This is a genomic window from Nesterenkonia cremea (assembly GCF_014642675.1).
Lineage (GTDB): Bacteria > Actinomycetota > Actinomycetes > Actinomycetales > Micrococcaceae > Nesterenkonia > Nesterenkonia cremea.
The window spans coordinates 457961-481538 of the sequence record NZ_BMIS01000001.1; the positions used below are offsets into that span (position 1 = coordinate 457961).

The 23578-nt window shown below is 67.8% G+C and carries 21 protein-coding genes, 1 pseudogene and 1 riboswitch; of the genes and pseudogenes, 15 read left to right on the forward strand and 7 right to left on the reverse strand.

The features are described from left to right. On the forward strand, positions 1-1347 hold the full coding sequence (locus IEW85_RS02090; protein WP_188682388.1) for an LLM class flavin-dependent oxidoreductase: 1347 nt from the start codon (positions 1-3) through the stop codon (positions 1345-1347). 114 nt (positions 1348-1461) lie between these two features. Here IEW85_RS02090 and IEW85_RS02095 read toward each other — a convergent pair whose 3' ends face one another. Then, positions 1462-2226, reverse strand: a complete 765-nt coding sequence (locus tag IEW85_RS02095; protein ID WP_188682390.1) for a GntR family transcriptional regulator — start codon at positions 2224-2226, stop codon at positions 1462-1464. Positions 2227-2415: 189 nt separating this feature from the next. Between IEW85_RS02095 and IEW85_RS02100 the strand changes: the two genes are divergently transcribed. The 7 genes from IEW85_RS02100 to IEW85_RS02130 all read left to right on the forward strand — a co-directional run bounded on the left by IEW85_RS02100 (position 2416) and on the right by IEW85_RS02130 (position 8833). Next, the gene (locus IEW85_RS02100; RefSeq protein ID WP_188682392.1) at positions 2416-3561 is read left to right on the forward strand and encodes an ABC transporter substrate-binding protein; all 1146 of its coding nucleotides are present in this window, start codon (positions 2416-2418) and stop codon (positions 3559-3561) included. A gap of 8 nt (positions 3562-3569) precedes the next feature. Next, positions 3570-4529: an ABC transporter permease gene (locus tag IEW85_RS02105; protein ID WP_229658715.1), complete on the forward strand. Its 960-nt coding sequence runs from the start codon at positions 3570-3572 to the stop codon at positions 4527-4529. Next, positions 4517-5380, forward strand: coding sequence for an ABC transporter permease (locus tag IEW85_RS02110; RefSeq protein ID WP_188682394.1), 864 nt, complete (start codon positions 4517-4519; stop codon positions 5378-5380). The genes IEW85_RS02105 and IEW85_RS02110 overlap by 13 nt, the downstream gene beginning before the upstream one ends. Next, positions 5377-6525: an ABC transporter ATP-binding protein gene (locus IEW85_RS02115; protein ID WP_188682396.1), complete on the forward strand. Its 1149-nt coding sequence runs from the start codon at positions 5377-5379 to the stop codon at positions 6523-6525. Before IEW85_RS02110 ends, IEW85_RS02115 begins: the two co-directional genes overlap by 4 nt. Continuing rightward, on the forward strand, positions 6522-7271 hold the full coding sequence (locus IEW85_RS02120; protein WP_188682398.1) for an HAD family hydrolase: 750 nt from the start codon (positions 6522-6524) through the stop codon (positions 7269-7271). The genes IEW85_RS02115 and IEW85_RS02120 overlap by 4 nt, the downstream gene beginning before the upstream one ends. A gap of 22 nt (positions 7272-7293) precedes the next feature. Next, complete coding sequence (locus IEW85_RS02125) at positions 7294-8256, forward strand: endonuclease/exonuclease/phosphatase family protein (protein ID WP_188682400.1); 963 nt, start codon at positions 7294-7296, stop codon at positions 8254-8256. A 229-nt stretch (positions 8257-8485) separates the two neighbouring features. Further along, positions 8486-8833, forward strand: coding sequence for a hypothetical protein (locus IEW85_RS02130; RefSeq protein ID WP_188682402.1), 348 nt, complete (start codon positions 8486-8488; stop codon positions 8831-8833). Between the two features lie 185 nt (positions 8834-9018). Here the strand turns inward: IEW85_RS02130 and IEW85_RS02135 are convergent, their stop codons facing one another. Then, the gene (locus tag IEW85_RS02135; protein WP_188682405.1) at positions 9019-10422 is read right to left on the reverse strand and encodes an LLM class flavin-dependent oxidoreductase; all 1404 of its coding nucleotides are present in this window, start codon (positions 10420-10422) and stop codon (positions 9019-9021) included. Positions 10423-10437: 15 nt separating this feature from the next. Beyond that, positions 10438-10532: riboswitch (SAM riboswitch) on the reverse strand. A 28-nt stretch (positions 10533-10560) separates the two neighbouring features. Here IEW85_RS02135 and IEW85_RS02140 point away from each other — a divergent pair. Together IEW85_RS02140 and IEW85_RS02145 are read left to right on the forward strand one after the other, a co-directional pair. Further along, positions 10561-11298, forward strand: coding sequence for a hypothetical protein (locus tag IEW85_RS02140; RefSeq protein ID WP_188682407.1), 738 nt, complete (start codon positions 10561-10563; stop codon positions 11296-11298). 20 nt (positions 11299-11318) lie between these two features. Then, complete coding sequence (locus tag IEW85_RS02145) at positions 11319-12386, forward strand: ATP-binding protein (protein ID WP_188682409.1); 1068 nt, start codon at positions 11319-11321, stop codon at positions 12384-12386. A gap of 30 nt (positions 12387-12416) precedes the next feature. On the opposite strand, the gene panD is transcribed toward IEW85_RS02145, so the two are convergent. Together panD and IEW85_RS02155 are read right to left on the reverse strand one after the other, a co-directional pair. Continuing rightward, a complete protein-coding gene (gene panD / locus IEW85_RS02150; RefSeq protein ID WP_188682411.1) occupies positions 12417-12836 on the reverse strand; it encodes an aspartate 1-decarboxylase in 420 nt (139 codons plus the stop codon). 60 nt (positions 12837-12896) lie between these two features. Beyond that, positions 12897-14267, reverse strand: a complete 1371-nt coding sequence (locus IEW85_RS02155) for a PucR family transcriptional regulator (protein ID WP_188682413.1) — start codon at positions 14265-14267, stop codon at positions 12897-12899. 106 nt (positions 14268-14373) lie between these two features. Here IEW85_RS02155 and IEW85_RS02160 point away from each other — a divergent pair, with 106 nt between their 5' ends. The 5 genes from IEW85_RS02160 to IEW85_RS02175 all read left to right on the forward strand — a co-directional run bounded on the left by IEW85_RS02160 (position 14374) and on the right by IEW85_RS02175 (position 17719). Continuing rightward, positions 14374-15129 carry an SDR family oxidoreductase gene (locus tag IEW85_RS02160; protein WP_188682415.1) on the forward strand — a complete coding sequence of 252 codons (756 nt, stop codon included), beginning with the start codon at positions 14374-14376 and terminating at the stop codon, positions 15127-15129. 1 nt (position 15130) lies between these two features. After that, positions 15131-16516, forward strand: coding sequence for an aspartate aminotransferase family protein (locus IEW85_RS02165; protein ID WP_188682417.1), 1386 nt, complete (start codon positions 15131-15133; stop codon positions 16514-16516). A gap of 254 nt (positions 16517-16770) precedes the next feature. Then, positions 16771-17175 (forward strand): coenzyme F420-0:L-glutamate ligase, encoded by a 405-nt coding sequence (locus IEW85_RS14615; protein ID WP_308420855.1) that lies wholly within the window; start codon positions 16771-16773, stop codon positions 17173-17175. Beyond that, a complete protein-coding gene (locus IEW85_RS14620; protein ID WP_308420856.1) occupies positions 17166-17336 on the forward strand; it encodes a hypothetical protein in 171 nt (56 codons plus the stop codon). Before IEW85_RS14615 ends, IEW85_RS14620 begins: the two co-directional genes overlap by 10 nt. Before the next feature lie 155 nt (positions 17337-17491). Then, positions 17492-17719 carry a nucleoside hydrolase gene (locus IEW85_RS02175; protein WP_188682517.1) on the forward strand — a complete coding sequence of 76 codons (228 nt, stop codon included), beginning with the start codon at positions 17492-17494 and terminating at the stop codon, positions 17717-17719. A 398-nt stretch (positions 17720-18117) separates the two neighbouring features. On the opposite strand, the pseudogene IEW85_RS02180 reads toward IEW85_RS02175, so the two are convergent. From IEW85_RS02180 to IEW85_RS02190, 3 genes and pseudogenes are all read right to left on the reverse strand, one after another. Continuing rightward, positions 18118-19428: pseudogene (locus IEW85_RS02180) on the reverse strand (ISL3 family transposase). A 250-nt stretch (positions 19429-19678) separates the two neighbouring features. Next, the gene (locus tag IEW85_RS02185; RefSeq protein ID WP_188682419.1) at positions 19679-22264 is read right to left on the reverse strand and encodes an HAD-IC family P-type ATPase; all 2586 of its coding nucleotides are present in this window, start codon (positions 22262-22264) and stop codon (positions 19679-19681) included. Continuing rightward, a complete protein-coding gene (locus tag IEW85_RS02190) occupies positions 22261-23412 on the reverse strand; it encodes a zinc ribbon domain-containing protein (protein ID WP_188682421.1) in 1152 nt (383 codons plus the stop codon). The genes IEW85_RS02185 and IEW85_RS02190 overlap by 4 nt, the downstream gene beginning before the upstream one ends. Positions 23413-23578: the final 166 nt, after the last annotated feature.

Consider the following 23578-nt stretch of genomic DNA (forward strand, 5'->3'; position numbering starts at 1 on the left):
ATGCACTTCAACGCCTTCGACATGCTCGTACCGGTCCACCAGTCCCCGGGGCTGTGGCGGCATCCGGAGTCGAGGATCGATGAGTTCGACCAGCTGGACTATTGGACCTCTCTGGCGCAGACGCTGGAGCGGGCCGGCTTCTCCAGCCTGTTCCTGGCCGATATCCCCGGAGTCTATGACGTCTATGGCAGCAGCCACCATGCCGCGGCCCGCGGGGGAGTGCAGTACCCGCTGCTGGATCCGCAGGTGATCATCCCGGCTCTGGCCGGGGCCACGACGCACCTGGGCTTCGGGCTGACCGCATCGGTCACCTATGAGCAGCCGTATCTGCTGGCCCGGCGCTTCGCCACGCTCGATCACCTGACCAAGGGTCGGATCGCGTGGAACATCGTGACCAGCTATCAGGACTCTGCGGCGCGGAACCTCGGGATGGAGGGCCAGATCCCCCATGACGAGCGCTATGACCGGGCCGATGAGTTCCTCGAGGTGATGTACAAGCTCTTCGAACACTCGGTGGAGGACGGGGCGGTTCTCGCCGATCGCGAGACCGGGGTCTTCACCGATCCGGAGAAGGTCCACGGCATCGAGCACAGCTCGCCCTGGTTCTCCGTGCCGGGGCAGATGCTGACCCACCCCGGTCCGCAGCGCACTCCGCTGCTCTTCCAGGCCGGATCCTCGGCCCGCGGCCAGAAGTTCGCTGTGGACCACGGGGAAGCGATCTTCGTCATCAATGCCAAGCCGAAGAAGCTGGCTGAGCAGGTCCAGGAGACCCGGGCCGCTCTGAAGGAGGCCGGACGTGATCCGCAGTCGGTGAAGTTCTCGGCGATGGTGACCGTCGTCGTCGCGGAGACCGAGGAGGAGGCCCAGGCGCGTCTGGCCGACTATAAGAGGTATGTGGACACTGAGGCGGCGCTGACGCTCTTCGGCGGCTGGACCGGCGTCGACCTCTCCGATCTCAGGGATGAGGACTATGTGGCTGATGTCCAGACTGAGGCCAACCAGTCGGCGCTGGCCATGTTCACCAAGGATCCCTCACAGCGGTGGACGGTCCGCGACGTCGCCGAGTTCATCTCGATCGGCGGGCGCGGTCCGCTGATCGTGGGCGACCCCTCCCAGGTGGTGGACCAGCTGGAGCACTTCCAGCAGGTCTCCGGCGTGGACGGCTTCAATATCTCCGCGGCGGTGCGTCCGGCCGACTTCGAGCGGTTTGAGCACTTCGTGACCCCTGAGCTGAAGCGCCGCGGACTGCTGGAGGAGCGCCCGGAGACCCCGGTGACGCTGCGGGAGCAGCTGCTGGGCGCAGGACCGCACCTGGCCGAGGACCACCCGGCCCGTCAGCTGGGCTGAGGAAGCACCTGCTCGTTTTCCGTTGTGTGGGCACTTTGTGGCGGAATGCCGCGCCGGACCGGCGTCATTCCGTGCCGAAGTGCCCACACAACTCGTGTCCGGGGTGGGTCGCCCTCAGGTGTTCCAGGGCTCGGTGCCGGGCACCGTCCACTGCAGCGGGCTGTGATGCCAGGAGGACCCGGCCGAGAGCATGATCTTCCCGGAGATGTAGCGGTCGGTGGACCATTCCAGCGGCCTGCCCGAGGGGTCCCGGGAGATCCGACGATGCACCAGCAGCGCCGTCCCGCGGGAGATGCCCAGCCGTGCAGCCTCCTTGGACCTCGCGCCCTCTGCGGCGAAGACATGCTCGGCGTGGCTGAAGTGCACGTCATGTTCGTCTGAAAGTATAGAGGTGACCGATGGAGTGTCATGCGGGATCTGCGCGACGATCTCTCCCAGCCACTCGGGGTAGTGGGTGTGCTCCAGCATCACGTTGCTGCCGTCCAGAGTGCGCAGCCGCACCACGCTGAAGATCCGCTGGCCGGACGGCACGCGCAGCAGCTCCTCATCCATCCGTGAGGCGATCAGCCATTCTGAGGTGATCACCTGCCCGCCGGGGTTCAGGTTCTGTTGCCGCGCCCACTGGGCGAAGCTGCGGAACTCCTCGAAGGAGGCCTGCCGGCGCGGCATGCGGATGACCGTCTTGGGCCGCCCGCGGATGCCGTCCACCGTACCCTCGGCCACCAGTTCCTTCAGGGCCACACGAACTGTCCCGGGGGAGACTTCGAAGCGCGCGCTGAGTTCACGCTCTGATGGCAGAGAGGAACCCACAGGGTAGGTTCCCGCGCTGATCTCGTCGCGCAGCGCCTGGGCGATGTTGGAGAAGGCGAACGTTGCCATTGCTCCAGTCTACGGCCTTGTCCAGAATTCCCGACGCCGCCCACTCCTGTTCATCGCTGTGTCACCCTGCATCCGACAAGCTGTGACTTTCACTAGTGACCTTTTACTTGACTCGCCAGAGGTCACTAGTGAGGATAGAGATTGCTAGGGCCTGTCGGCCGGACTGGACACAGAAGGACACACACCCTGATGAGCACTCGTACACACACACCCAAGCTGCTCGGCGTCATCGGCGTCGCGACCTTCGGCCTGACCGCCTGCGGAGACGGCGCAGGGGAGTCCGAGGCCTCCGCCAATTGGCGCGAGGCCACCTCCGTGGAGGACGGCGGCGGCATGGACCAGCTGATCGAGGATGCTCAGACGGAGGGGCAGCTCAACGCCATGGGCCTCTTCGAGGACTGGGCGAACTACGGTGAGCTGCTCGACGCGTTCTCTGAGGAATACGGCATCGAGATCACCAACGACACCTCCACCGGCTCAAGCCAGGACCTGATCAACGCCGTGGTCAACCGCCAGGGTCAGGACAATTCCCTGGACTACCTGGACACCGGCGTCAGCCACGCCGAGGAGGCCGCCGAAGACGGACTGCTGGCCGAGTACGCCCCGGAGACCATCGACGACATCGACGAGGAGTACATCTCCGAGTCCGGCACCTGGATCAACCACCTGGGTGGCACCATCGCCATCGGCTGCGACACTTCGCGGGTGGACGACTGCCCGGAGAACTTCGAAGACCTGATGGACCCGCAGTACTCCGGCCAGATCGCCCTGCCCTCCAGCCCCACCGCCTCCGAGGGATCCTTCATGATCGTCCACGCCGCGGCCGAGGCCAACGGCGGCAGCTTCGACGACATCGAGCCCGGCATCGAATTCTTCGGAGAGCTCTCCGAGATGGGGAACCTGATCCCCGTGGAGGCCGACGCCGGCACCGTGGAGACCGGGGACACCCCGATCGTCATCGACTGGGACTACCTGCTCCAGCCCATCGCCAACGACCTCGAGGAGGACACCGGCGCCGAGATGGAGATCCACCTGCCCGAGGACGGCCAGGTCTCCTCCTTCTACGCCGCCTCCATCAACGAGGACGCCCCCAACCCGGCCGTGGCCCGGCTGTTCTACGAGTTCATGTTCTCCGACGAGGGCCAGAACATCCTGCTCGAGGGCTACGTCTCCCCGGTGCGCCTGGACGCCATGATCGACGAGGGCACTGTGGACGAGGAGGCCCTGGCCGAGCTGCCCAGCCAGGACGGCATCGAGGCACCGCAGCCCACGCTGGAGCAGCGTGAGGCCAACCAGGCCATCGTCAACGAGCAGTGGGACGGCACCGTTCAGTGAGTCTCCCGGTGACCCAGGCCGGCGCCGCACCGGCCCCCACGCAGAGCGGCGCTGAGCAGGGCGGTGCCGCCGCATCGCCCGCTCAGCGCCCCTCGCTGTTCAGCCGCGCCCGGTGGCAGGGTGTCGGTTCCGCGCTGCGCTCCCCGGCCACGCTCTCGCTGCTGCCGCTGAGTCTGGTGCTGCTGCTGTTCTTCATCGTGCCCATCGTGGGCATGGCCATCATCGCCTTCACCGTCACCGCCGAGGACGGAAGCACCGGCGTCGGGCTGGACAACTTCATGGCCCTGACCAGCGGTTCCCACTCGGCCGCCATCGTGAACTCGGTCCAGGTCTCCCTGGTGGGCTCCACCATCGCCGCGGTGATCGGAACGCTGACCTCCTTCTGCATCTCGCAGATCCGTTCGGAGAAGCTGGACTCGGTGGTGGCGGTCTTCACCTCGGTGCTGGCCAACGACGGCGGCGCCCCGTTGGCCTTCTCCTTCATCGTGACCCTGGGCAACGCCGGCGTGGTATACGGCCTGCTGAACCTGGGCGACACCGGCTTCTCGCTCTACTCCTGGCAGGGCCTGGTGGTCATGTACCAGTACTTCCTGATCCCCACGATGATCATGGTCACCCTGCCCACCTTTGTGGGTCTGCGGAAGGAATGGCGCGAGGCCAACGCCGCACTCGGCGGCTCCGCACCGACCTTCTGGCACCGCGTGGGACTGCCCATCGCGATGCCGGCCCTGCTGGGAGGCTGGATCCTGTGCTTCGGCGCGGCCTTCGCCACCCACGCCTCCGCCGCGGTGCTGATCGGCGCCGGCGGCTACCCGCTGATCCCGCTGAACATCGGTGCCCTGCTCGGCCAGGCCGGCGACAGCCAGCAGGTGGCCATGGCCTTGGGCGTGACCATGGTGGCCATCGCGGTGATCACCCTCTTCGCCTTCAACCGACTCCAGAGGAGGAGTGCCCGATGGATGCACTGAAGCACTCCCGCTGGGTGCCGGTGGCCGCCGTCGCGCTCTATGTCGCGATCCCGGTGCTGTGCAGCATCTACTATGCGGTGTTCCCCGGCGGCGAGTTCTCGCTGCGCGCCTATTCGGTGATCACCGAGGACGCCTCGCTGGCCGCCGCGGCCACCCGCACGCTGACCATCACCGTGCTGACCGTGATCACCCTGGTGGTGACCCTGGTGCCCGCCCTGGTGGCGGTGCACCTGTGGGCCCCCAAGCTGCGCCCGATCCTGGAGATCCTCTGCACCCTGCCGCTGGTGGTCCCGCCGATCGCCATCGCCGCCGGTGTGATGGCCCTGCTCGGCATGGCTGCACGGCAGGGGAGGGGCTCGGTCCCCAACGCGATCAGCCAGTTCCTGCAGAACCCGGACCTGCCGCTGATCCTGGTGGGCACCTATGTGGTGCTCTGCCTGCCGTTCACCTTCCGCTCCATCGACGCCGGACTGCGCACCATCCCGCTGAAGGCGATGGTGGAGGGGTCGGCCATCCTGGGCTCGAGCACCTTCGGCACCATCTTCCGCGTGGTCATCCCCAACATCCGCGGCTCCATGCTGTTCTCGGTGTTCTTCGCCGTGGCCCTGTGCTTCGGCGAGTACTCCCTGGCGGCCACGCTGAGCCAGCAGACCATCCCGGTGTGGCTGGACGATGTCTCCTCCAACAACTTCCGGGCCTCGGTGGCCATCGCCGTGCTGCTGAACATGACCACCTGGGGGCTGCTGCTCGTGGCCACCCTCTCGGCCGGCCGGTTCGCCCCGGCAGGCCGCGCGGCCCGCGCCGAGAAGAAGCTCCAGAAGAAGACCACCCAGAAAGCTCTCGCCTCATGAACGCGACCACACCCGCCTCCAATGAAGTGACCCTCGAGGGGGTCTCCAAGGCCTTCGGCCCCACCACAGTGCTGCAGGACCTGGACCTGACCATCGGCGCCGGTGAGCTGGTCACCGTGCTGGGCCCCTCCGGCTGCGGCAAGACCACCGCCCTGCGCATCCTGGCCGGCTTTGAGAAGCCTACCGACGGCCGTGTGCTGGTGGGCGGCAGGGAGCTGACCCAGGTGCCGCCCAACCGCCGCGGCATCGGCATGGTCTTCCAGGCCTACAGCCTCTTCCCGAACATGACCGTCCAGGACAACGTGGAGTACGGCCTGCGCGTGCGCAAAGTCGACCGGGAGAAGCGACGCCGCACCGCCCAGGACATGCTGGAGATGTGCGGTCTGGGCGAGTTCGCCTTACGCTTCCCGGCTCAGCTCTCCGGCGGTCAGCAGCAGCGCGTGGCCCTGGCCCGTGCTCTGGCCACTCAGCCGGAGGTCGTGCTGCTGGATGAGCCGCTCTCGGCACTGGACGCCATCGTGCGCGTCCAGATCCGTGAGGAGATCCGCCGGCTGCAGCAGCAGCTGGGGATCACCACTATGTTCGTCACCCACGACCAGGAGGAGGCCCTGGCCATCGCCGACCGCGTGGCCGTGCTGCGCGGGGGCGTCATCGAGCAGATCGATGTACCCCGTGCGGTCTACCAGAATCCGGCCACCGAGTTCGTGGCGCGGTTCGTCGGATCGGTCACCGAGCTCGGCGCCGCGGCCGACTACCAGGGCGGGCGCCTGCCCGTCCGCGCTCCCGGCGGGGACCTGGACACTCTGTTCATCCGTCCCGAGGACCTCACCCTGGTTCCGGAGCCCGACGGCGACTGCACCGTGGTCAGCCAGATCTACACCGGTGAACGCACCACCATCCGGGCCAGCAGCCAGGAGCGCGACGCCGAGGGCAACCCGTTGGAGCTGATCACCTCGGTCTCTGCCGCTGAGGCCGCGGATCTGACTCCGGGTACCCGGGTGAGCCCCTATGTCATGTCCTCCCCGGCGTTGCGGGTCACCGCGGCCGAGCGTCACGTCGCCGAGCGTGAGGCGGCCCTGGAGGCAGGCGAGGGCGGCCTCAGGGCCGCAGGCGCCGCATCCGTCCAGGCGGGAGCCGCCCGGTGAGCGCCGGGCTGACGGCCGGGCTGACGCTGAGGCTGGAGACCCATCAGGGCCCGCGCGAGGTTCAGGTGGCCGGAGCCGTCTTCGACTGCGACGGCCTGCTGGTGGACTCCGAGTCCATCTGGCTGCAGATGCTCGCCGAATGGCTGGCCGAGCGGGACGTTCCCTCGGAGGGGCCCCAGGCGGTGCTGCCCCAGGACTTCCTGGGCCTGTCAGTTCATGACACGGCTGCCCGTCTGAAGGAGGTCACCGGGCATCAGGCTTCTTCCAGGGCCCCGGCTGATGACTCCGCCCAGGCCGATCCGCAGAGCGTGGATCAGATCGTGGCCGAGATGTCCGAGCGCTATTCGGCGCTGCTGGCTCAGGGCGTGGAGCCAATGCCCGGGGCGGTGGAGCTGATCTCCGAGCTGGCCTCCCGCTTCCCGGTGGCAGTGGCCAGCAACGGCCTGCGCCAGGATGTCCGTGCCATGCTGGAGGAGGTGGGCATCCTGGACAAGGTCATGACTGTCTGCACACTGGATGATGTCCTCTGCGGCAAGCCGGAGCCGGAGCTCTACCTGACCGCCGTCGGCCGTCTGGGGATCGAGCCCGGGCGGGCGGTGGCCTTCGAGGACTCCCCGGCCGGTGCGGAGTCGGCCCGGCGCGCCGGGCTGACCGTCGTCGGGGTCAACCAGAGTCAGGCAGTGCGGCTGCCGGTCACCCACCGCCTGGACCATCTGCGCCAGGTCAGCATCAGCACCCCCGTATGAGCAGCGTGAGGAGCAGCTCCCGATGACGAACACCCCCACTCCGGATGCACCCACTCCGGATCATGAGCCGCGGCCGGAGGACACCAAGGTCCAGGAGACCATCCGTCAGCTGCGCACCATCCGGCTCGTCTGCTGGAACCTCTGGTACGGCGGCGCGGAGATCGATCAGGGCCGCCAGAAGCAGGCCGAGGTGCTGCGCGGCCAGCCCGCCGACATCGTCTTCGCCCAGGAGTGCTTCGGGGATGCGGCGCTGGAGCTGGGCCGTGCCAGCGGGATGACCGTGGCGCAGCAGGACTTCGACACAGCCGTGCTCAGCGCTGCCCCGGTGCGCCTGCTGCCCACGGACACCGCCCACTATGCCACCGCGGCGCTGGTGCAGACGCGGATCGGCGAGGTGATCGCCTGGTCGGTGCACCTGGGCCCCTGGGACTACGGGCCGTACCGAGCCGATGAGCTGCCTGAGCAGTCGGCGTCGGTCTTCGGCCAGTACGGGGAACGCGAACGGGACCAGCAGGCCGGAGCCATCCTGGCCGAGACCGAGCGGCTGCGGGGCGAGCTGGGAGAGCTGCCGGTGATCGTGGCCGGGGACTTCAACGTCCCCTCCTCGGTGGACTGGAACGGCAGCCACCGCCCGCAGGTGCAGTGGCCGGCCACCCAGCGGTTCATCGACGCCGGCTACACCGATGCCTTCCGTGCGGTCCACCCGGACCCCGACGCTGCCCCGGGCCGCACCTGGTCCCAGATCGAGCCCCTGGAGAAGGAGCCGCGGGACCGGATCGACTTCATCTATCTGCTGGGCCTGGAGGTTGATGATGCCGACCACTTCGGTGATGCCGCCGATGACGACGACGCCGCCCAGGACGGGGGCTTCACCCCCTACGGCGGGGCCTGCCGTCATATCCCGGACCAGCGGGTCAATGCCTTCCCCTCGGACCACCTGGCGGTGCGTGCCACCGTCCGCCGCCCCGGCACCGGACAGGTTTGATCAGATAGTGCCGCCATTCCTACCGAATCGGCCCTCTATTCCGCGCGTATCTGATCAAACTTCCGTGCCCGCACCACATCCACCGCTCAGCCCCCTGCAATACGCCGGACATCAGGGATCTGTCAGGGTCGGAGAACCAGGGCCGATTCAGGGTGCAGAGCTGATGACAAGGATCCACTGCGCCCAGTAGGTTCTTAATACGGAAACCGTCGAGGAAACGGAGATGATCATGGGACTGCTTTCACTGGGCGCCGGTGTGGCGATCGGCTATGTGATCGGCACGAAGTCGGGCCAGAAGAGCTTCGACAGCTTCAAGAGGACCGCCGAGGAGAAGTGGAACGATCCCAAGGTCCAGGACGCTGTGCGGAAGGCGGAGGAGACGGCCAACAGTGTCGCCCACGACGTGGCCGGCCGCGCCAAGGAGGCCGTCACGGCAGCCTCCGGTGCGATCAAGGACGGCCTCTCTGAGGCCACCGACGCAGCCGCCGACGCCGAACAGAAGGTCGACGAAGCCGCCGCCAAGGCCGAGGACACAGTCGAAGAAGCCGAAGAGAAGATCGACGAAAAGACCTCCTGACCCCACCGGCACACGAGAAGGGCCGCATCCAGCGGAAGGCGGCCCTTCTCTGTCCAGGTCTCTCCGCCCGCAGCCCCCGACGCCGGAAACTGCTGAACCCTATCCAGTGTGATCAGATACGCGCGTTATGACCGCCGAATCCGCCGTCATAACGCGCGTATCTGATCACACCTCGTTGCCTCCGATCACCGGCGACGCCGCAGCTGGAACTGTGCGCCGTGGTGGGTCTCCGGGAGGTGATCGCCCTTCTCGAAGAGCTTGTTCCGCAGAGTCCCCGGCCGGTACTCGGTCTTGTACCGGCCGGCCTGCTGGAGCTCAGGGACTACGTGCTCGACGATGTCCTCAAAGGTGCCGGGAGTGATGTGGTAGGCGAGGTTGAAGCCGTCGACGTCGGTCTCCTCCTGCCACTCGATCAGCTGCTGGGCGGCTGAGGGTCCGTCGCCGATGATGACGGGACCGAAGCCGCCCACGCCCACCCACTCGGCGAGCTGGCGCACGGTCCAGACTTCGTCCTCGCGCCCGGAGGCCTTCTTGAAGGTCTCGACGGCGGACTGGATGGCGTTGGACTCGAGGTCGCCGATGGGCTGGTCGAGGTCGAACTGGGAGAAGTCGGTGCCCATCCAGCCGGACATCAGCACCAGGCCGCCCTCGGGGTCGATGTACTGGGTGAGCTCGTCATATCTGGCCTGGGCGGCGGCCTCGTCGGCACCGGTGACGATGGTCTGCATCGCGAAGATACGCACATCGTAGGGGTCGCGGCCGGCGTCGGCGGCTGCCTGTCGGATCTTCTGCACTGAGGCTTTGGCGAGCTCCTTGGTGGGCGGATTGATGAAGACGGCTTCGGCGTGCTTGCCGGCGAAGGCGCGGCCGCGGGTGGAGGCGCCGGCTTGGTAGACCACGGGCATGCGCTGCGGGGAGGGTTCGACCACACCGATGCCGGGGGTCTTGAAGAATTCGCCCTCGTGTTCGATCCGGTGGACCTTGGAGGGGTCGGTGAAGACGCCGGACTCCTTATCGGCGACCACGGCGTCGTCCTCCCAGGAGCCTTCGAGCAGCTTATAGACCACGTCCATGTACTCATCGGCGTGGTCGTAGCGGCGGTCGTGCTCCATCTGGTCGTCCTGGCCTATGTTCTGGGCGGCCGAGGGCAGGTAGCCGGTGACCACGTTCCAGCCCACACGTCCTCCGGTGAGGTGGTCCAGGGTGCCCAGCCGGCGGGAGAAGGGGTAGGGGTGCTCATAGGCGGTCCCTGCGGTGATCCCGAAGCCGAGGTTCTCGGTGACGGCGGCCATCGCGCTGACCAGCAGGAACGGATCCTGCAGCGGGATCTGCGCACCGGAGCGCAGTGCGGCGTCGGGGGAGGCGCCGAAGACGTCGTAGGGGCCGAGCACGTCGGCGATGAACAGCCCGTCGAAGAGGCCCTTCTCCAGAGTCTGGGCCACTTGGGTCCAGTAGCCGATGGTGTTGTAGTCCCGTGCGCGGTCCTCCGGGTGGCGCCACAGTCCGGGGGACTGGTGGACCACGCAGTTCATGTCGAAGGCGTTGAACAGGATCTCGCGCTGGCCGGAAGGTGTGGTGGCGTGAGGCATAGGATGATGGCTCCTCTTCCATCGGTTCTGGCGGTAGCACCCGGCGAACGGATCGTTTCGGGTTGCTGCGGCGTCGTCGAGCCAGATCTCTCAGCCGCTCTGGATGGGGTACGCGCCCGACTCTACTATTCTGGTCCCATGCCGGAGAATCAGGAGGCCCTGAGCGGGTTCATAGAAGGACATGTCGCCCCCTCGCTGCAGGAGCTCCGGATCCTTCAGAAAGCTCCCTCTCACCGCGCCCTGATCCGCAAGGCGCTGAGCAGTCGGACCGTGGAGGTCCGCACCGTGGATCAGACCGATGTCTTCGTCTTCGGCGGCACGGTGATCGGTGGGATGGACCACCGGGTGACCACTCTGGTCAGCTCCCATGCCCGGCGGGTCGCCGCTGATGAGACGCTGACCCGCAGACATCTGGAGCTGCAGAACCTGCCGGTTCCGCAGGAGGATCAGCCGCTGCCCGACGGCCTGGACATCCGCGCCTATGTGGCCGGTCCGCAGGTGGTGGCCGCCGTGGCCTATGTGCCGCTGGCCGCCCTGGAGGAGCAGCTCCCCCCGGAGGAGATCCTCGACTCCGAACAGCTCGCCTCGCTGCGCAGCGGCCCCGCCAACCCGGAGGGCGGGATCGCAGTCGACGTCACCGAGCTGCTGGATCCTTCCCTGACCGAGCTGGCCGCCGATGCGCTGTGGTCCGTGCCCGGTCTGGCCGCGGGTGCGGTGGATCTGTGGGTGCCGCAGCTGGATTCGGCCGCCGAGGCCGTCGTGCTGAGCCTGGACGTGGAGGCCAGCGTGGTCACCCATCACCTGCCAGCACTGGGTGAGGCCCGGGATGTGGCCGGGGCGATCGTCGACCAGCTGCTCATCCGCGCCTCCCGCTGACTGAAGGTTATTGTTGCTCCATGGCCCCTCGCTCTGCTGCCCGCCCCACCGCCACGGAACGGTTCATCCTTGACTATGTCGAGCCGCGGCGGGCGCAGCTGCGGACCTGGACCGGGACGCTGGCCCATGACGTGCTGATCCAGCGCGCCGCGCACCGGAAGTCCATGACGGTGAAGCAGATCTCGGAATCCAACCGGGTCTTCTTCCTCTCCGATGTGGTGGTCGGAGGGATGGACGCGGTGATCACCTCCCTGGTCAGCCACCAGGCGCGGCGGATCTCTCGGTCCAAGCAGATGACCAAGCGTTACCTGGAGGCCTCGGAGGTCCCGACGCCGAAGGGCAAGGCCATCAACACCACGGAGTTCTCCCGTGCGGTGAAGTACATGAAGGCGTTGGGCAAGCCGGTTGCGGTCAAGCCCTCCTCAGGACGGACCGGCAAGGGCATCACCACCAACGTGACCACGGAGACGGAGCTGCGCCAGGCCTGGGCCAAGGCGATGGCGGCCCGGTCGGTCACCGCGGAGACCAAGTATCAGATGGTGATGGAAGCCCATCACCCGGGACTGGATGTGCGGGTGTTCGTGGTGGGCCAGACCGTGGCCGGTGCCGTGGCGCGCGTGCCCTTCTACATCGTCGGCGATGGGCTCACGACTGTGGGCGGACTGGCCGACGCCGAGATCGAGCGTCGCAGCTCCAACGCCTACTTGGCCGCCCGGCAGCCGGAGGTCACCGATGAGTTCCTGGCCCCGGTCGGCCTCACCCGCGCCTCTGTGGTGGAGGCGGGGAAGATCCAGCCGCTCACTCCCATCGCGGATACCGTCCGCGGCGGCGGACTGGCCGTGGACATCACCGACCAGCTCAGCGATGACATCCGTGATCTGGCCGTGGACGGGCTCTGGTCCATCCCCGGGCTGAACGCTGCGGCGGTGGACCTGCTGGTACCCAGCCTGGACAGCGCCGAGGGGGCCGTGGCCCTCGAGGTGAACCCGTATGCCAACATCACCGAGTTCCACTACCCGGCCTACGGGGAGCCCCGCCGCGTGGCCGACGCGATCATGGAGCACATCCTGGAGCGCGCCTCCCGCTGAGGCGCCCTGCGGAGAGACGCTGAGATTCGGCTACGCGTCGGCGAAGCGCGGATTCAGCTGGCCTTCGGCCCCGGGGACGGGCTCGGCGGGGTCGTTGCCGAGCTGGACGATGCGGTTCTCTCCGTCCACATGCACCACGCGCGGCTGATGTTCGGCGATCTCGTCCTCGGTGCCCATGAGGTAGGAGATGACGATGATCAGGTCGCCGGGGCTGACCAGATGCGCCGCCGCCCCGTTGATGCCGATGACCCCGGTGCCGCGCTCACCGGCGATGGTGTAGGTCTCCAGCCGGGCTCCGTTGGTGATGTCGACGACCTGAACCTTCTCTCCCTCCACCATGCCCGCGGCATCGAGAAGGTCGGCGTCCACGGTGAGGGAACCGACGTAGTGGAGATCCGCCTGAGTGACGGACGCGCGGTGAATCTTGCCGCCCATGACTGTCCTCAACATCGGTGCTTCCCTTCGGCCGGTGTCTGGTCCGCTGCAGCGGTGGATCTGATCTGCAACGGGTCAACGATACCGGAGCTCGTCCAGCAGCAGGGCCACGTGCAGGGCGGACAGCGTCTCCCCTGCCAGCGGCGCGCCGACGGCGCGTTCGATGCGTTCGATCCGTGCGTACAGCGTGGGCCGGCTGATGCTCAGCTCCCGGGCCAGCTCGGCCTTGTTCCCGCCGGTGCGGACCAGGGCGAGCACGACGTCGCGCATCCGCTGGCCCTCCTCGCCCCGGAAGGGCGCCAGCTGGTGCTCCAGGAACCAGCCCACCGGGGAGCCGGCGTCGTGAGGGGTGCTTCCGGCGCTCAGATGCACCAGCAGCCCGCGCAGCCCCAGGTCCGCCGGACGCCAGAAGCCCTGCAGCGTGACCGACTCCGGCACCTCTTCCGCGGAGGAGAAGCGGCGGGTCAGCAGGGCGGCGGAGGCGGCGACCTCGGCGGCGGCCTCCAGACCGGCCGGCGATTCGCAGAGCAGGGTCCGTTCCCGGCCTGCGGTCTCGGCCGTGCCCACGGTGAAGCGGGGCAGAGCCTCCTGGCCGCGGCGCCGGGTGATCTCTCGAGCGATCTCTCGGCAGAGCCGGGCCGGGTCGCCCTGGGCGATCAGCACGGACAGCTCAGCCTCCGAGCGGTGCCCCACCAAGGCGGGCAGGCGCAGTTTGGCGGCGGTCTCGCGGATCAGCACCGAGAGGGACTGCAGCTGGGAACCGGAGGAGGAGCCCATGCCACCCGCAGGCTCAGTGCGGATCACCAGCGGAAGGAAGCTGGGCTCAGTGCCCAATGCGTCCGAGGGCATGCCCAGGGCGGTGGCGCGGGCGGTGATCTCCGGCTCCGGCAGGCCCCCGGGCGCGGCCAGATCGTCGAGCAGATTGGTGGTGGCGCTGACGATCGGGTCCCAGGTGGTGCCGTCGGAACGCATGCCCAGCTGCCGGGCCACCAGCTCGCGGTGGATGGACTCGGTGATGTCCACGAACCGCACCACCTGACTGAACAGGAACAGCGGGAAGCGGCGCTCGGCGTCGGGCTGGGCCTCACGTTCGGCCGCCACGGTGCGCAGCGCCTCGATCAGCCGCGGACGGTCCGGCAGGATCTCCACCGCCAGGGCGGCGGCCCCGACGCCGTCCAGATCGGCAAGATAGCCGCGCAGGATCTCGGTGAGGTCCTGCCGGTCCTCGGTGAACTTGGGCAGGGTGGAGAGCACCAGCTCCCCGCCCTGCAGCATGGTGCCGGGGTGGTCCTGGCCGATGATGTGGGCCCAGCGGATGCCGGCGTCGAGACCGGCGCTTGGGGTGAGCAGCTCAGGGCTGCCCAGGGCCAGGGAGGGCAGCTCCAGGGCGTCGCGGAGGTTGAAGGCGCCGGCGGATTCGGCGCTCGCAGTACGGGGTAGGGGCATGGAAGCAGAGTGTACCCAGGCCATATTTACAGAATGTAAGAATCCGGGCCGCAGTTCTGACACAGTGCATCTTCTTCCTGCAGGTCAGCCCCGCGAAGATCTCAGAATGACTCAGACACGCACAGCATTGGTGACCGGAGCATCATCAGGAATCGGCGCGGCGACCGCCCGCAGGCTCGCCACGGAGGGGTGGCGCGTATACGCCGTCGCCCGCCGCGCGGAGAAGCTGGAGGAGCTCGCCGAGAACGAGGGCATCATCCCCCTGGTCTGCGATGTGACCGACCCGCAGCAGGTCTCCGCCGCAGCCGAGAAGATCCGCGCCGAGGGCGGGATCGACACTCTGATCAACAACGCCGGCGGCGCCATCGGCATGGACTGGGTGGCCGACGGCGACATCGACGACTGGCGCTGGATGTACGAGGTCAACGTGCTGGGCCCGGTGACCATGATCCAGGCCTTCCTGCCCATGCTGCGCGATCATGGGGAGGGAACCATCCTGAACCTGACCTCCACCGCCGGCCTCGTGGCCTATGAGGGCGGTGCGGGCTATAACGCCGCGAAGTTCGGCGAGCACGGCCTGACCTGGGCGCTGCGCCTGGAGGAGGCCGAGAACAACATCCGCGTGGTCGAGGTGGCCCCGGGTATGGTCAAGACGGAGGAGTTCTCCGCCAAGCGCTTCGGCGGGGACACCGCCGCCGCGGAGAAGGTCTATGCCGGCATCGAGAAGCCGCTTCTGGCGGAGGATGTGGCCGAGGTCATCGCCTCGGCGGTGACGCTGCCGCATCATGTGAACCTGGACCAGATCATCGTCCGGCCGGTGGCCGAGGCTGCCAAGCACAAAGTCATCCGAAAGGGGATCTGAGATGACCGAGACCTTCCCGGAACGCGAGTTCACCGCCGAGCAGATCGACGCCGGCCGCCGCGCCTATGAGCTGGACCGCGCCCATGTCTTCCACTCCTGGAGCGCCCAGGAGCCCCTGGACCCGATGACGGTGCTCGACGCCGAGGGCTCCTGGATCTGGGACGGGGAGGGCAACCGGCTGCTGGACCTGACCTCCCAGCTGATCTACACCAACGCCGGGCATCAGCATCCCAAGATCGTCCAGGCGGTGAAGGACCAGGCGGAGGCGCTGTGCACAGTGGCCCCGCAGCACGTCAACGACGCACGCTCAGAGGCGGCCCGGCTGATCACCGAGCTGCTGCCGGCAGACATCAACCACGTCTTCTTCACCGGCGGCGGGGCCGATGCCAACGAGCATGCGGTCCGGATGGCCCGGCTGCACACCGGCCGGCGCAAGGTCTTCTCCGCCTACCGCTCGTACCACGGCGGCTCCCAGCTGGCGGTCAACATCACCGGTGACCCGCGCAGGATCCCCAACGACGACGACGCCGGCGTGGTCCATTTCCTGCCCGCCTACCACTACCGCTCCTACTTCGGCCCGCAGGACGAGTCCTGGAGTGAGAAGGAGGAGGGCGAACGCGCGCTGCAGCATCTGCGCGACATGGTGGTCCTGGAGGGCCCCGGGCAGGTGGCCGCGATCATCCTGGAGGCCATCCCCGGCACTGCCGGCATCTACCTGCCCCCGGAGGGGTATATGCAGGGGATCCGCGAGCTCTGCGACGAGTTCGGGATCGTGCTGATCATGGACGAGGTCATGGCCGGCTTCGGACGTTCCGGCATGTGGTTCGCCCACCAGCACTTCGATGTGGAGCCGGATATCGTCACCTTCGCCAAGGGCGTGAACTCCGGCTACGTGCCTATGGGCGGTGTGGCCATGGATGATGCGATCTATGGGACCTTCGCTCAGCAGGTCTACCCGGGCGGTCTGACCTATTCGGGGCATCCGCTGGCCGCTGCGGCGGCGGTGGCCGGCATCAACGCCATGAAGGATGAGCAGATGGTGGAGAACGCCCTGCGCCTGGGCGCGGAGGTGGTGGCACCCCGGCTGGAGGAGATCAAGGATAAGCACCCCAGCGTGGGCGATGTGCGCGGCGTCGGGCTGTTCTGGGCGGTGGAGCTGGTGCGTGACCAGACCACGCGTGAGCCGCTGGCGCCCTACGGGCAGACCGCGCCGGTGATGAACCAGATGGTGGCTGAGGCCAAGCGCCGCGGGGTGCTGCCGTTCATGAACATGAACCGCTTCCACATCTGCCCGCCGCTGAGCGTGACCGCCGAGGAGCTGGAGTTCGGCCTGGACGTGCTGGACGAGGTGCTGACCCTCGCCGATGAATCTGTGGCCGACGGCTGAGCGATGGATCATCACGCCGACGATGCCGGGCTCTCCGCCTGGACTCTGCCCGGGACCCCTGAGATCAGCCCCGGTGACGAGCTCGCCGCGCTGCTCGGGGACGCCCTGGCCGAGCATGCCGAGGCCCGCCCCGAGCGGGAGCCGCAGGAGGGGGATGTCCTGGTGATCACCAGCAAGATCCTCCCAAGGCGGAGGGCCGGATCATCCGGGCTGAGGACCGCGAGGAGACCATCACCCAGGAGACGGTGCGGGTGGTGGCCAGCAGACCGCGGGCCGAGGGGCCCGAGATGACCCGGATCGTGGAGAACCGGCTGGGCATCGTCGGGGCCGCGGCCGGTGTGGACGCCAGCAATACGGCCGAGGGGACGGTGCTGCTGCCCGAGGACCCGGACGCCTCAGCGGAGGCGATCCGGGCCGCGCTGAGCCGCCGGTTCGGCGTCGGGCTGGGTGTGATCGTCTCGGACACACTGGGTAGAGCCTGGCGGATGGGGCAGACCGATCTGGCCATCGGTGCGGCCGGGGTGCGGGTGCTGCACGATCACCGCGGCGGCATCGACGGGCACGGACGGCCGCTGGAGGCCCCGCAGATCGCCGTGGCCGATGAGCTCGCCGCCATGGGAGACCTGGTCAAAGGCAAGGCGGCCGGCCGGTGGCCGTGATCCGCGGGGCAGGCCATCTGGTGGTGCGCGATGAGCTGCCGAGCCCGGGTGCCCGGACCATGGTGCGGACCGGGCCGGGAGATATGTTCCGCCTGGGCACCGACGAGACCCTGGCCGAGGGCTACCGCCGCGCACAGGCCGGAGAGCCCCTGGAGCAGTGAGCTGGGGTTGGGCTGAGGAGCTGAGTCTCAGGGGCGTGATCGGCCGTCAGGACCCAGGGATGAGCTTCCGCGCACGGCCAGCACCAGCGAGAGCTGATCCTCCAGGGAATGCGGATCCAGACCCGTGAGCTCGGCGATGCGATCAGGCCGATGAGCTGGCGGCGGTCCATGATGCCCTGTGCATCGCCTATCTGTTGGATCCCGAGGTGCTGGAGCTGCACCGGATGCACGTCGCAGCGGAGATCGCCCCAGGTGCCTCCTTCGGCCGGACCATCATGGACCTGCGCGGCCGCAGCAGTCAGAATCCCAACGCCCGAGTGGCCCTGAACGCCGACCGCACCCGCTTCTTCGACCTCCTGCTCTCCTCCCTTTCGCGTGGGTGATCGATAAAACCCACTTTTCTGTCCCAAAAGGGGTGGAAAAGTGGGTTTTCATGGGTTTCTCTGATCCCCCAGGGGCTGGGGCAGGGAGGTTATCCACAGATTTTGATCTTCGTTCCCGCGAGTCGGCCCGATGCGCTGGGATGGGGAGGTGGAAGAACCTCTGCCCACAGACGCCCGACGCCGACTCCCCACCCTTCGTGCCCGAGGCGGGTGTGCGGCGTCGCCAGCTCTTCGACAGCGGGCTGAGTCTGGCTCAGGTGCGACGCGGTGGCCGCGGCGCGCACCTGGGTGGACCGTGCGGTGGGCCAGTCCCTGGAGCAGGCGGTGATCGATGCCGACATAGCACCATTCGCGTCCTGATCAGGTGGAGCGTGATGTCGCCCGCGCGGATTAGCGGCTCATTGCAGATGCGGGTGTAGCAGGGGTCTGAATCCTCCAGTGTCCAGCAGCGCTCGGGTGATGTAGTTAGTCAGGTTCCGGCATCCCAGGGCAGTGCCGCGGAGGTGTTCGAGGTGGCCGTTGATCGCCTCGGTGGGTCCATTGGATGTGCCGGGCCTTTCGAAGTAGGCCAGGATGTCGCCGGCCCGCTTGTTCAGGGTCCGGCCCAGCTTCTTCAGCTCGGTCAGCTTGGCCGGGACTCCGCGGCGCAGAGCGGCGATGACCTCTTGGAGCATCTGCTTGCCGTCCTTCTTAGAAGGGTGGCGGTAGGCGGCGACGATCTTCTGATACACACTCCAGGTGGCCTCGACTTCGACGTGCTCATCAGCAGCGAATACGCGCTGAAGCTTGTGGTCCTGGCGCGTGGTGAGCAGATCGACTCCGGTGCGCAGGGTCTTCCGTGCCCCTTAGAGGGGGTCACCGGTGCGGCCGCGGTGGCCGGTGGTCTCTGGTTGAACCCGTTGTCTGGTCTGGTCCAGCGCGTCGCCGGGCAGGGCGACCACGTGGAAAGGGTCCATCACCGCCACGGCGTCGGGGAGTTCTTCGGCGGTGGCGGTCTTGAACCCGGTGAACCCGTCCATTGCCACGACCTCGATGCCGTTGCGGAAGTCCTCGTTTTGGGCGTCGATCCAGGTGGTGAACACAGCCTTGGACCGGCCCGGCACCTTGTCCAGTAGCCGGGCAGGCCCGGTGCCGGCGCGGACCGGGGTCAGGTCGATGACCACGGTGACGTAGTGAGAACCCCTGCCGGTGTGGCGCCAGCAGTGCTCATCGACTCCGATGACGGCCACACCGTCGAACCGGTGGGGATCTTCGATCAGCAGGTCCCTGCCAGTGGCCAGCACCGCGTCGTTGACGGTATGCCATGAACTGGCCAGGGCGGCAGCAACCCGGGCGATGGACATCCTGTCGATCACCACTGATTTCAGCGCCCACAGCACCGCATGCCGAGACAGCTTCGATCGCGGGGCCGCAGCCTGGGATGTATCTTGCCGCCAGGCCCTGGCACAGTCGGCGCATCGGTACCGGCGGACTCTGACCCAGAGGGTGGTGGGCCGCCACCCCAGTGGCAGATGCGCCAACTTCCGCACCACCGTGCCCCGAGGAGTCCCTTCACCGCCGCAGTCTCGACACCATGGATCATCCTGGGTGAGACGGCATTCAAGGATCGAGCCGTCGCGGCGGATCTGCTGGCCGGTGACGACGAGTCCGAGCTGGTCGAGCAGGCAGAAAGGGTTGAGGTCAGGACAGGTGAAAGTAGGCTTGGGCATGTCGAGGTCTTTCGAGTGGAAGGCGTAGGAACCTCCATCTTCGAAAAGGCCTCGACCTCTATCCAGCCACCGCCACGCCGCTGCTCCCCGTCCCTGCCTCTACACCCTCAAATGCGAAGAGCCGGATAAGGCTGCGGCTCTGGGCTGGACAGAGGTGCGGGTCACTCGGCGGGATATGGTCGACGGCGGATGGCGGGCTGTGTGCAAAGTCTTTGCCGCCCTGCGAGCCAACGGCTGGCCCGGCCTCTGATCACCCACGAGCTGGGGCGGCGGTAGAGGCAGCGGAAGCTGAGGGGGTCTCCACCTTGGCGGCGTAGAAGCGCCAGCCCAGCTCCACCAGGCCGCTGCCCAGTACGGCCGCCACGAAGGTGGCCGCCAGCAGTTCGGCACTCGGCATCGCGAAGAGGTGGTACTGCTGGGAGATCGGCACCAGCAGCACCAGCGCCAGCAGCACATACATCGAGCTGATCAGCACGATCCGCGGCAGGGTCAGCGGGCGCAGGGCCACATTGAGCACCCACAGCCCGACGACGGTCAGGCACAGTGTGGCCGCGGTCTGGATCCCTGCCGGGGCGTCTCCGAAGAGCCGCCCGAAGAAGCTCACCGGGATCACCGCCAGGCATATCGCCAGCGAGGCGGGGATGGAGAAGAGCACCGATCGTCGCAGGAACCCGGGCCGGTAGCGGCGGGTGTTGGGCATCAGCGCCAGGAAGAACGCCGGACAGCCCAGCATCAGGAAGTCCACTGTGGAGAACTGACGCGGCAGGAAAGGGAACTCCCAGAACAGCAGCGCGTAGAAGAGTCCCAGCAGCACCGCATAGGCGGTCTTGGTCAGGAACAGGTGGGCCACACGCTCGGTGTTGGCGATGACCTTCCGGCCCTCGTCCAGGACATCGGGCAGCCGGTCGAACTTCCCGTCCAGCAGCACCATCCGGGAGACCGCCTTGGTGGCCGGGGCGCCGTTGCCCATGGCGATGCCCAGGTCGGCCTTCTTCAGCGCCAGGGCGTCGTTGATGCCGTCGCCGGTCATCGCCACCACATGCCCATTGGCCTTGAGCGCATCCACCATGGCCCGCTTCTGCTCCGGGGTCACGCGCCCGAAGACCGAATGGGTGGCCATCACCGAACGCAGCGCCTCCGGATCCTGCGGAAGGCGGGAGGCGTCGACGCCGTCGCCCTCCACGTGCATCCCCACCTCGCGGGCCACCGCGGCCACGGTGCGCGGGTGGTCCCCGGAGATCACCTTCAGCCCCACGTTCTGGCTGTGGAAGTACTCCAGGGTCTGCTTAGCGTCGGAGCGGACGTTCTCCTTGAAGGTCAGCAGCGCCACCGGGTAGAGGTCGTTGGGCAGGCGCTCGCCGCGGCCCAGCGGCCCGGAGGCGCCGTCCACCACCGTCTCATAGAGCGGAGCCCGGGCCAGCACCATGGTCCGCAGCCCCTGGGCGGCGATCGCATCGGTGTGGGCGAAGAGCTGTTCTGCCTCGATGCCGCCGGCCACCACCGGGTCCAGCAGGATCTCCGGGGCGCCGAGCACCCAGTGTCCGGCCAGATCGCCGGCGTCGTCGGCGAATGTCACCGCAGACCAGCGCCGGGCCGAGGAGAACTGCACCTGGAAGGCGGCGTGGTGGCGGGGCAGCGCGTTGAAGGGCACCTGCAGCGCCGCCGCCGTCGGGTTGGCCAGCTCATCGTTGCCGAACCAGGCCAGCACCTGCTGCCAGGGCTCGGTGCCGGCGATGGCGGTGGAGCTGGGGTCCTGGCCCCAGGTGGTGGGCAGTCCGCGGCGGTCCAGCGGGGCCGCACTGTGGAAGGCGATGGTGCCGTCGGTCAGGGTGCCGGTCTTGTCGAAGCAGACCACATCCACCCGCGCCAGGATCTCCACGGCGGGCTGCTCCTGGATGAGCACATGGGTCTGGGCCAGCTTCACCGCGGCCACTGCGAAGGCGATGGTGGTCATCAGGGCCAGGCCGGCGGGGATCATTGCGGTCACCGAGGAGACGGCGGTGACCATGGCGTCTCGCCAGGCGCCGTCGCTCCAGCCCTGGGAGATGGCCTCGGACCAGCCGCCGTGGGCCTGCATCTGGCCGTTGAAGACCACAGCGGTGATCGGCAGCAGCGCCATGGACAGCCAGAAGGCCACCTTCTCCAGGGCCCGGCGCAGTTCGGAGTTGATCTTCTGGTACCGCTTGGACTCGGTGGCGATCTTCACCGCATGGGCCTTCTCGCCCACGGCGGTCACCACAAAGCGCCCGGTGCCGGCCAGCACGGCCGTGCCGGAGAGGATGTAGTCGTCGCGGCGCTTGGGCACCGGTTCCGCCTCACCGGTGAGGATGGATTCGTCCACATCCAGCCCGCGGGAGGAGATGACGATGCCGTCGGCGGGGATCTGGTCTCCGCGGCGCAGCTCCACCACATCGTCCAGCACGATCTGCTCGCGGTGGATGCTCATCAGGGTTCCGTCGCGCAGCACCCGGATGTGGTCCTGATGCAGCAGCGCGATGGCGTCCAGCTTGCGCTTGGCGCTGTACTCCTGGACCAGGCCGATGATCACGTTTGCCACTGCGGCCACGGCGAAGAGCAGGTCCAGCCAGCGGCCCAGGATGATGATCACCAGCGCGCAGACGCCGATGATCAGGTTGAACAGCGTCATCAGGTGGGTGCGGAGGATCTCCGCGATGGACCGCGAGGTGGTGTGCGGCTGGACGTTGTCCAGGTCGAGACGCTGCCGTTCGGCCACCTGGACAGCATTGAGCCCATAGGTCTCCAGGATGACCGGGTCCACCGGGGACCGCGACTCGGCGGGGTCGCGCGGTGGGGCTGCCTCACTCACCGATGTCATTCACCTGCAACGGAGATGATGAGTTCCTCGCCGTCGGCACCGACCTGCACGTCCAGCCGGAACGGGACGTCGTGGCTCTCGTCGAGCTCCTCACCGTCGTGGTGGTCCAGGGCCTCGAAGGTGACCGTGGCGGTCATGTCCAGACCCGAGACCTCCCAGCCGTCGGAGTCGAAGCTCAGCGAGGTGTCGGCGGCATCAGGCATGTCCCAGCTGATCGTGTCCGAGTCCACCTGGTGCGGGGTCTCGATGCCCATCGGGCAGCCCGAGGGCATGAGCACCTCCTGCTCGGCGCACTCCTGCAGGAAGGTCTCGACCTCGCTGTGCAGGAGCTCCTCGGCCTCCTCGGAGGCCTCCAGCTCCAGGGTGAGCTCCTGAGCGGCGGGCTCGGCGTCGGCGTCGTCGTCCTCCTCCGGCAGGAGGACCTCAGTGGTGGTGCCGGCCAGCCACTGGCTGTCGATGCCGAACTCCACCACGCTGGGCAGGAAGGCGCTCAGCGTGACGGTCTCGTCCTCGAGGTTCACCGGCTCACCGTTGACCTCGATCTGCCCGACGCCGGCGGCTTCCGCACCGGGGACGTCCACCTCCAGGTCGGTGTAGGCCTGGGAGCCGACCTTCCAGTCGTCGAAGATCAGCCAGTGGTTGCCGGCGTCGACCACGGGCAGAGTGGTCTCGTACTCCTCGCCGTCAGCGGTGAAGGTCACCGAGGCGCTCTCGGCTCCCTCGGTGAAGCTCATGCCCTCCATGAGGGAGGCACTGTAGGAGAGGGGGTCGCCGTCGAGGAGCACGGCGTCGCCGCCGGTGTCCTCAGGCACAGAGTCCAGGTGACCCAGGGCCTCGGCGCCGTTGCCTGAGCGCAGGGCCTCCCAGTAGTTCTCCGCGGAGGCTTCGGTGGTGTAGAGCTGTTCGTCGACCTGCCAGGCGATGATCCCGCCGGCCACCAGTGCGACGGTCAGGGCAGTGCCCCAGGCGGCCCAGACCAGTCCACTGCCCTTCTTCCGGGTGGGCGCCGGCGGCTGGGCATAGGGAGGTTGGTGAGGATGGGGCGGCTGGGCGTGATGAGGAGGCGCCGGGGGACCGGCAGGCGGGCCCGCAGGACCCGGCTGGCCCGGCGGCTGTTCGTCGCCGAATGGATATCCGTGGTGGCTCATCTGCTCAAGATCCCCTGTATTCCTGCGGCTGCCCGTTCCGTCCCTGCGGGCAGCGTGACGTCTGGCTCAGCCTAGCAACCCAGAGCGATCGGGTCCCATCGGAGGCGCGGATCCCGGCTGATCTGTGATGAAGAGGTGATCTTTGGCGTGCCCCGGGGTTCTCCCA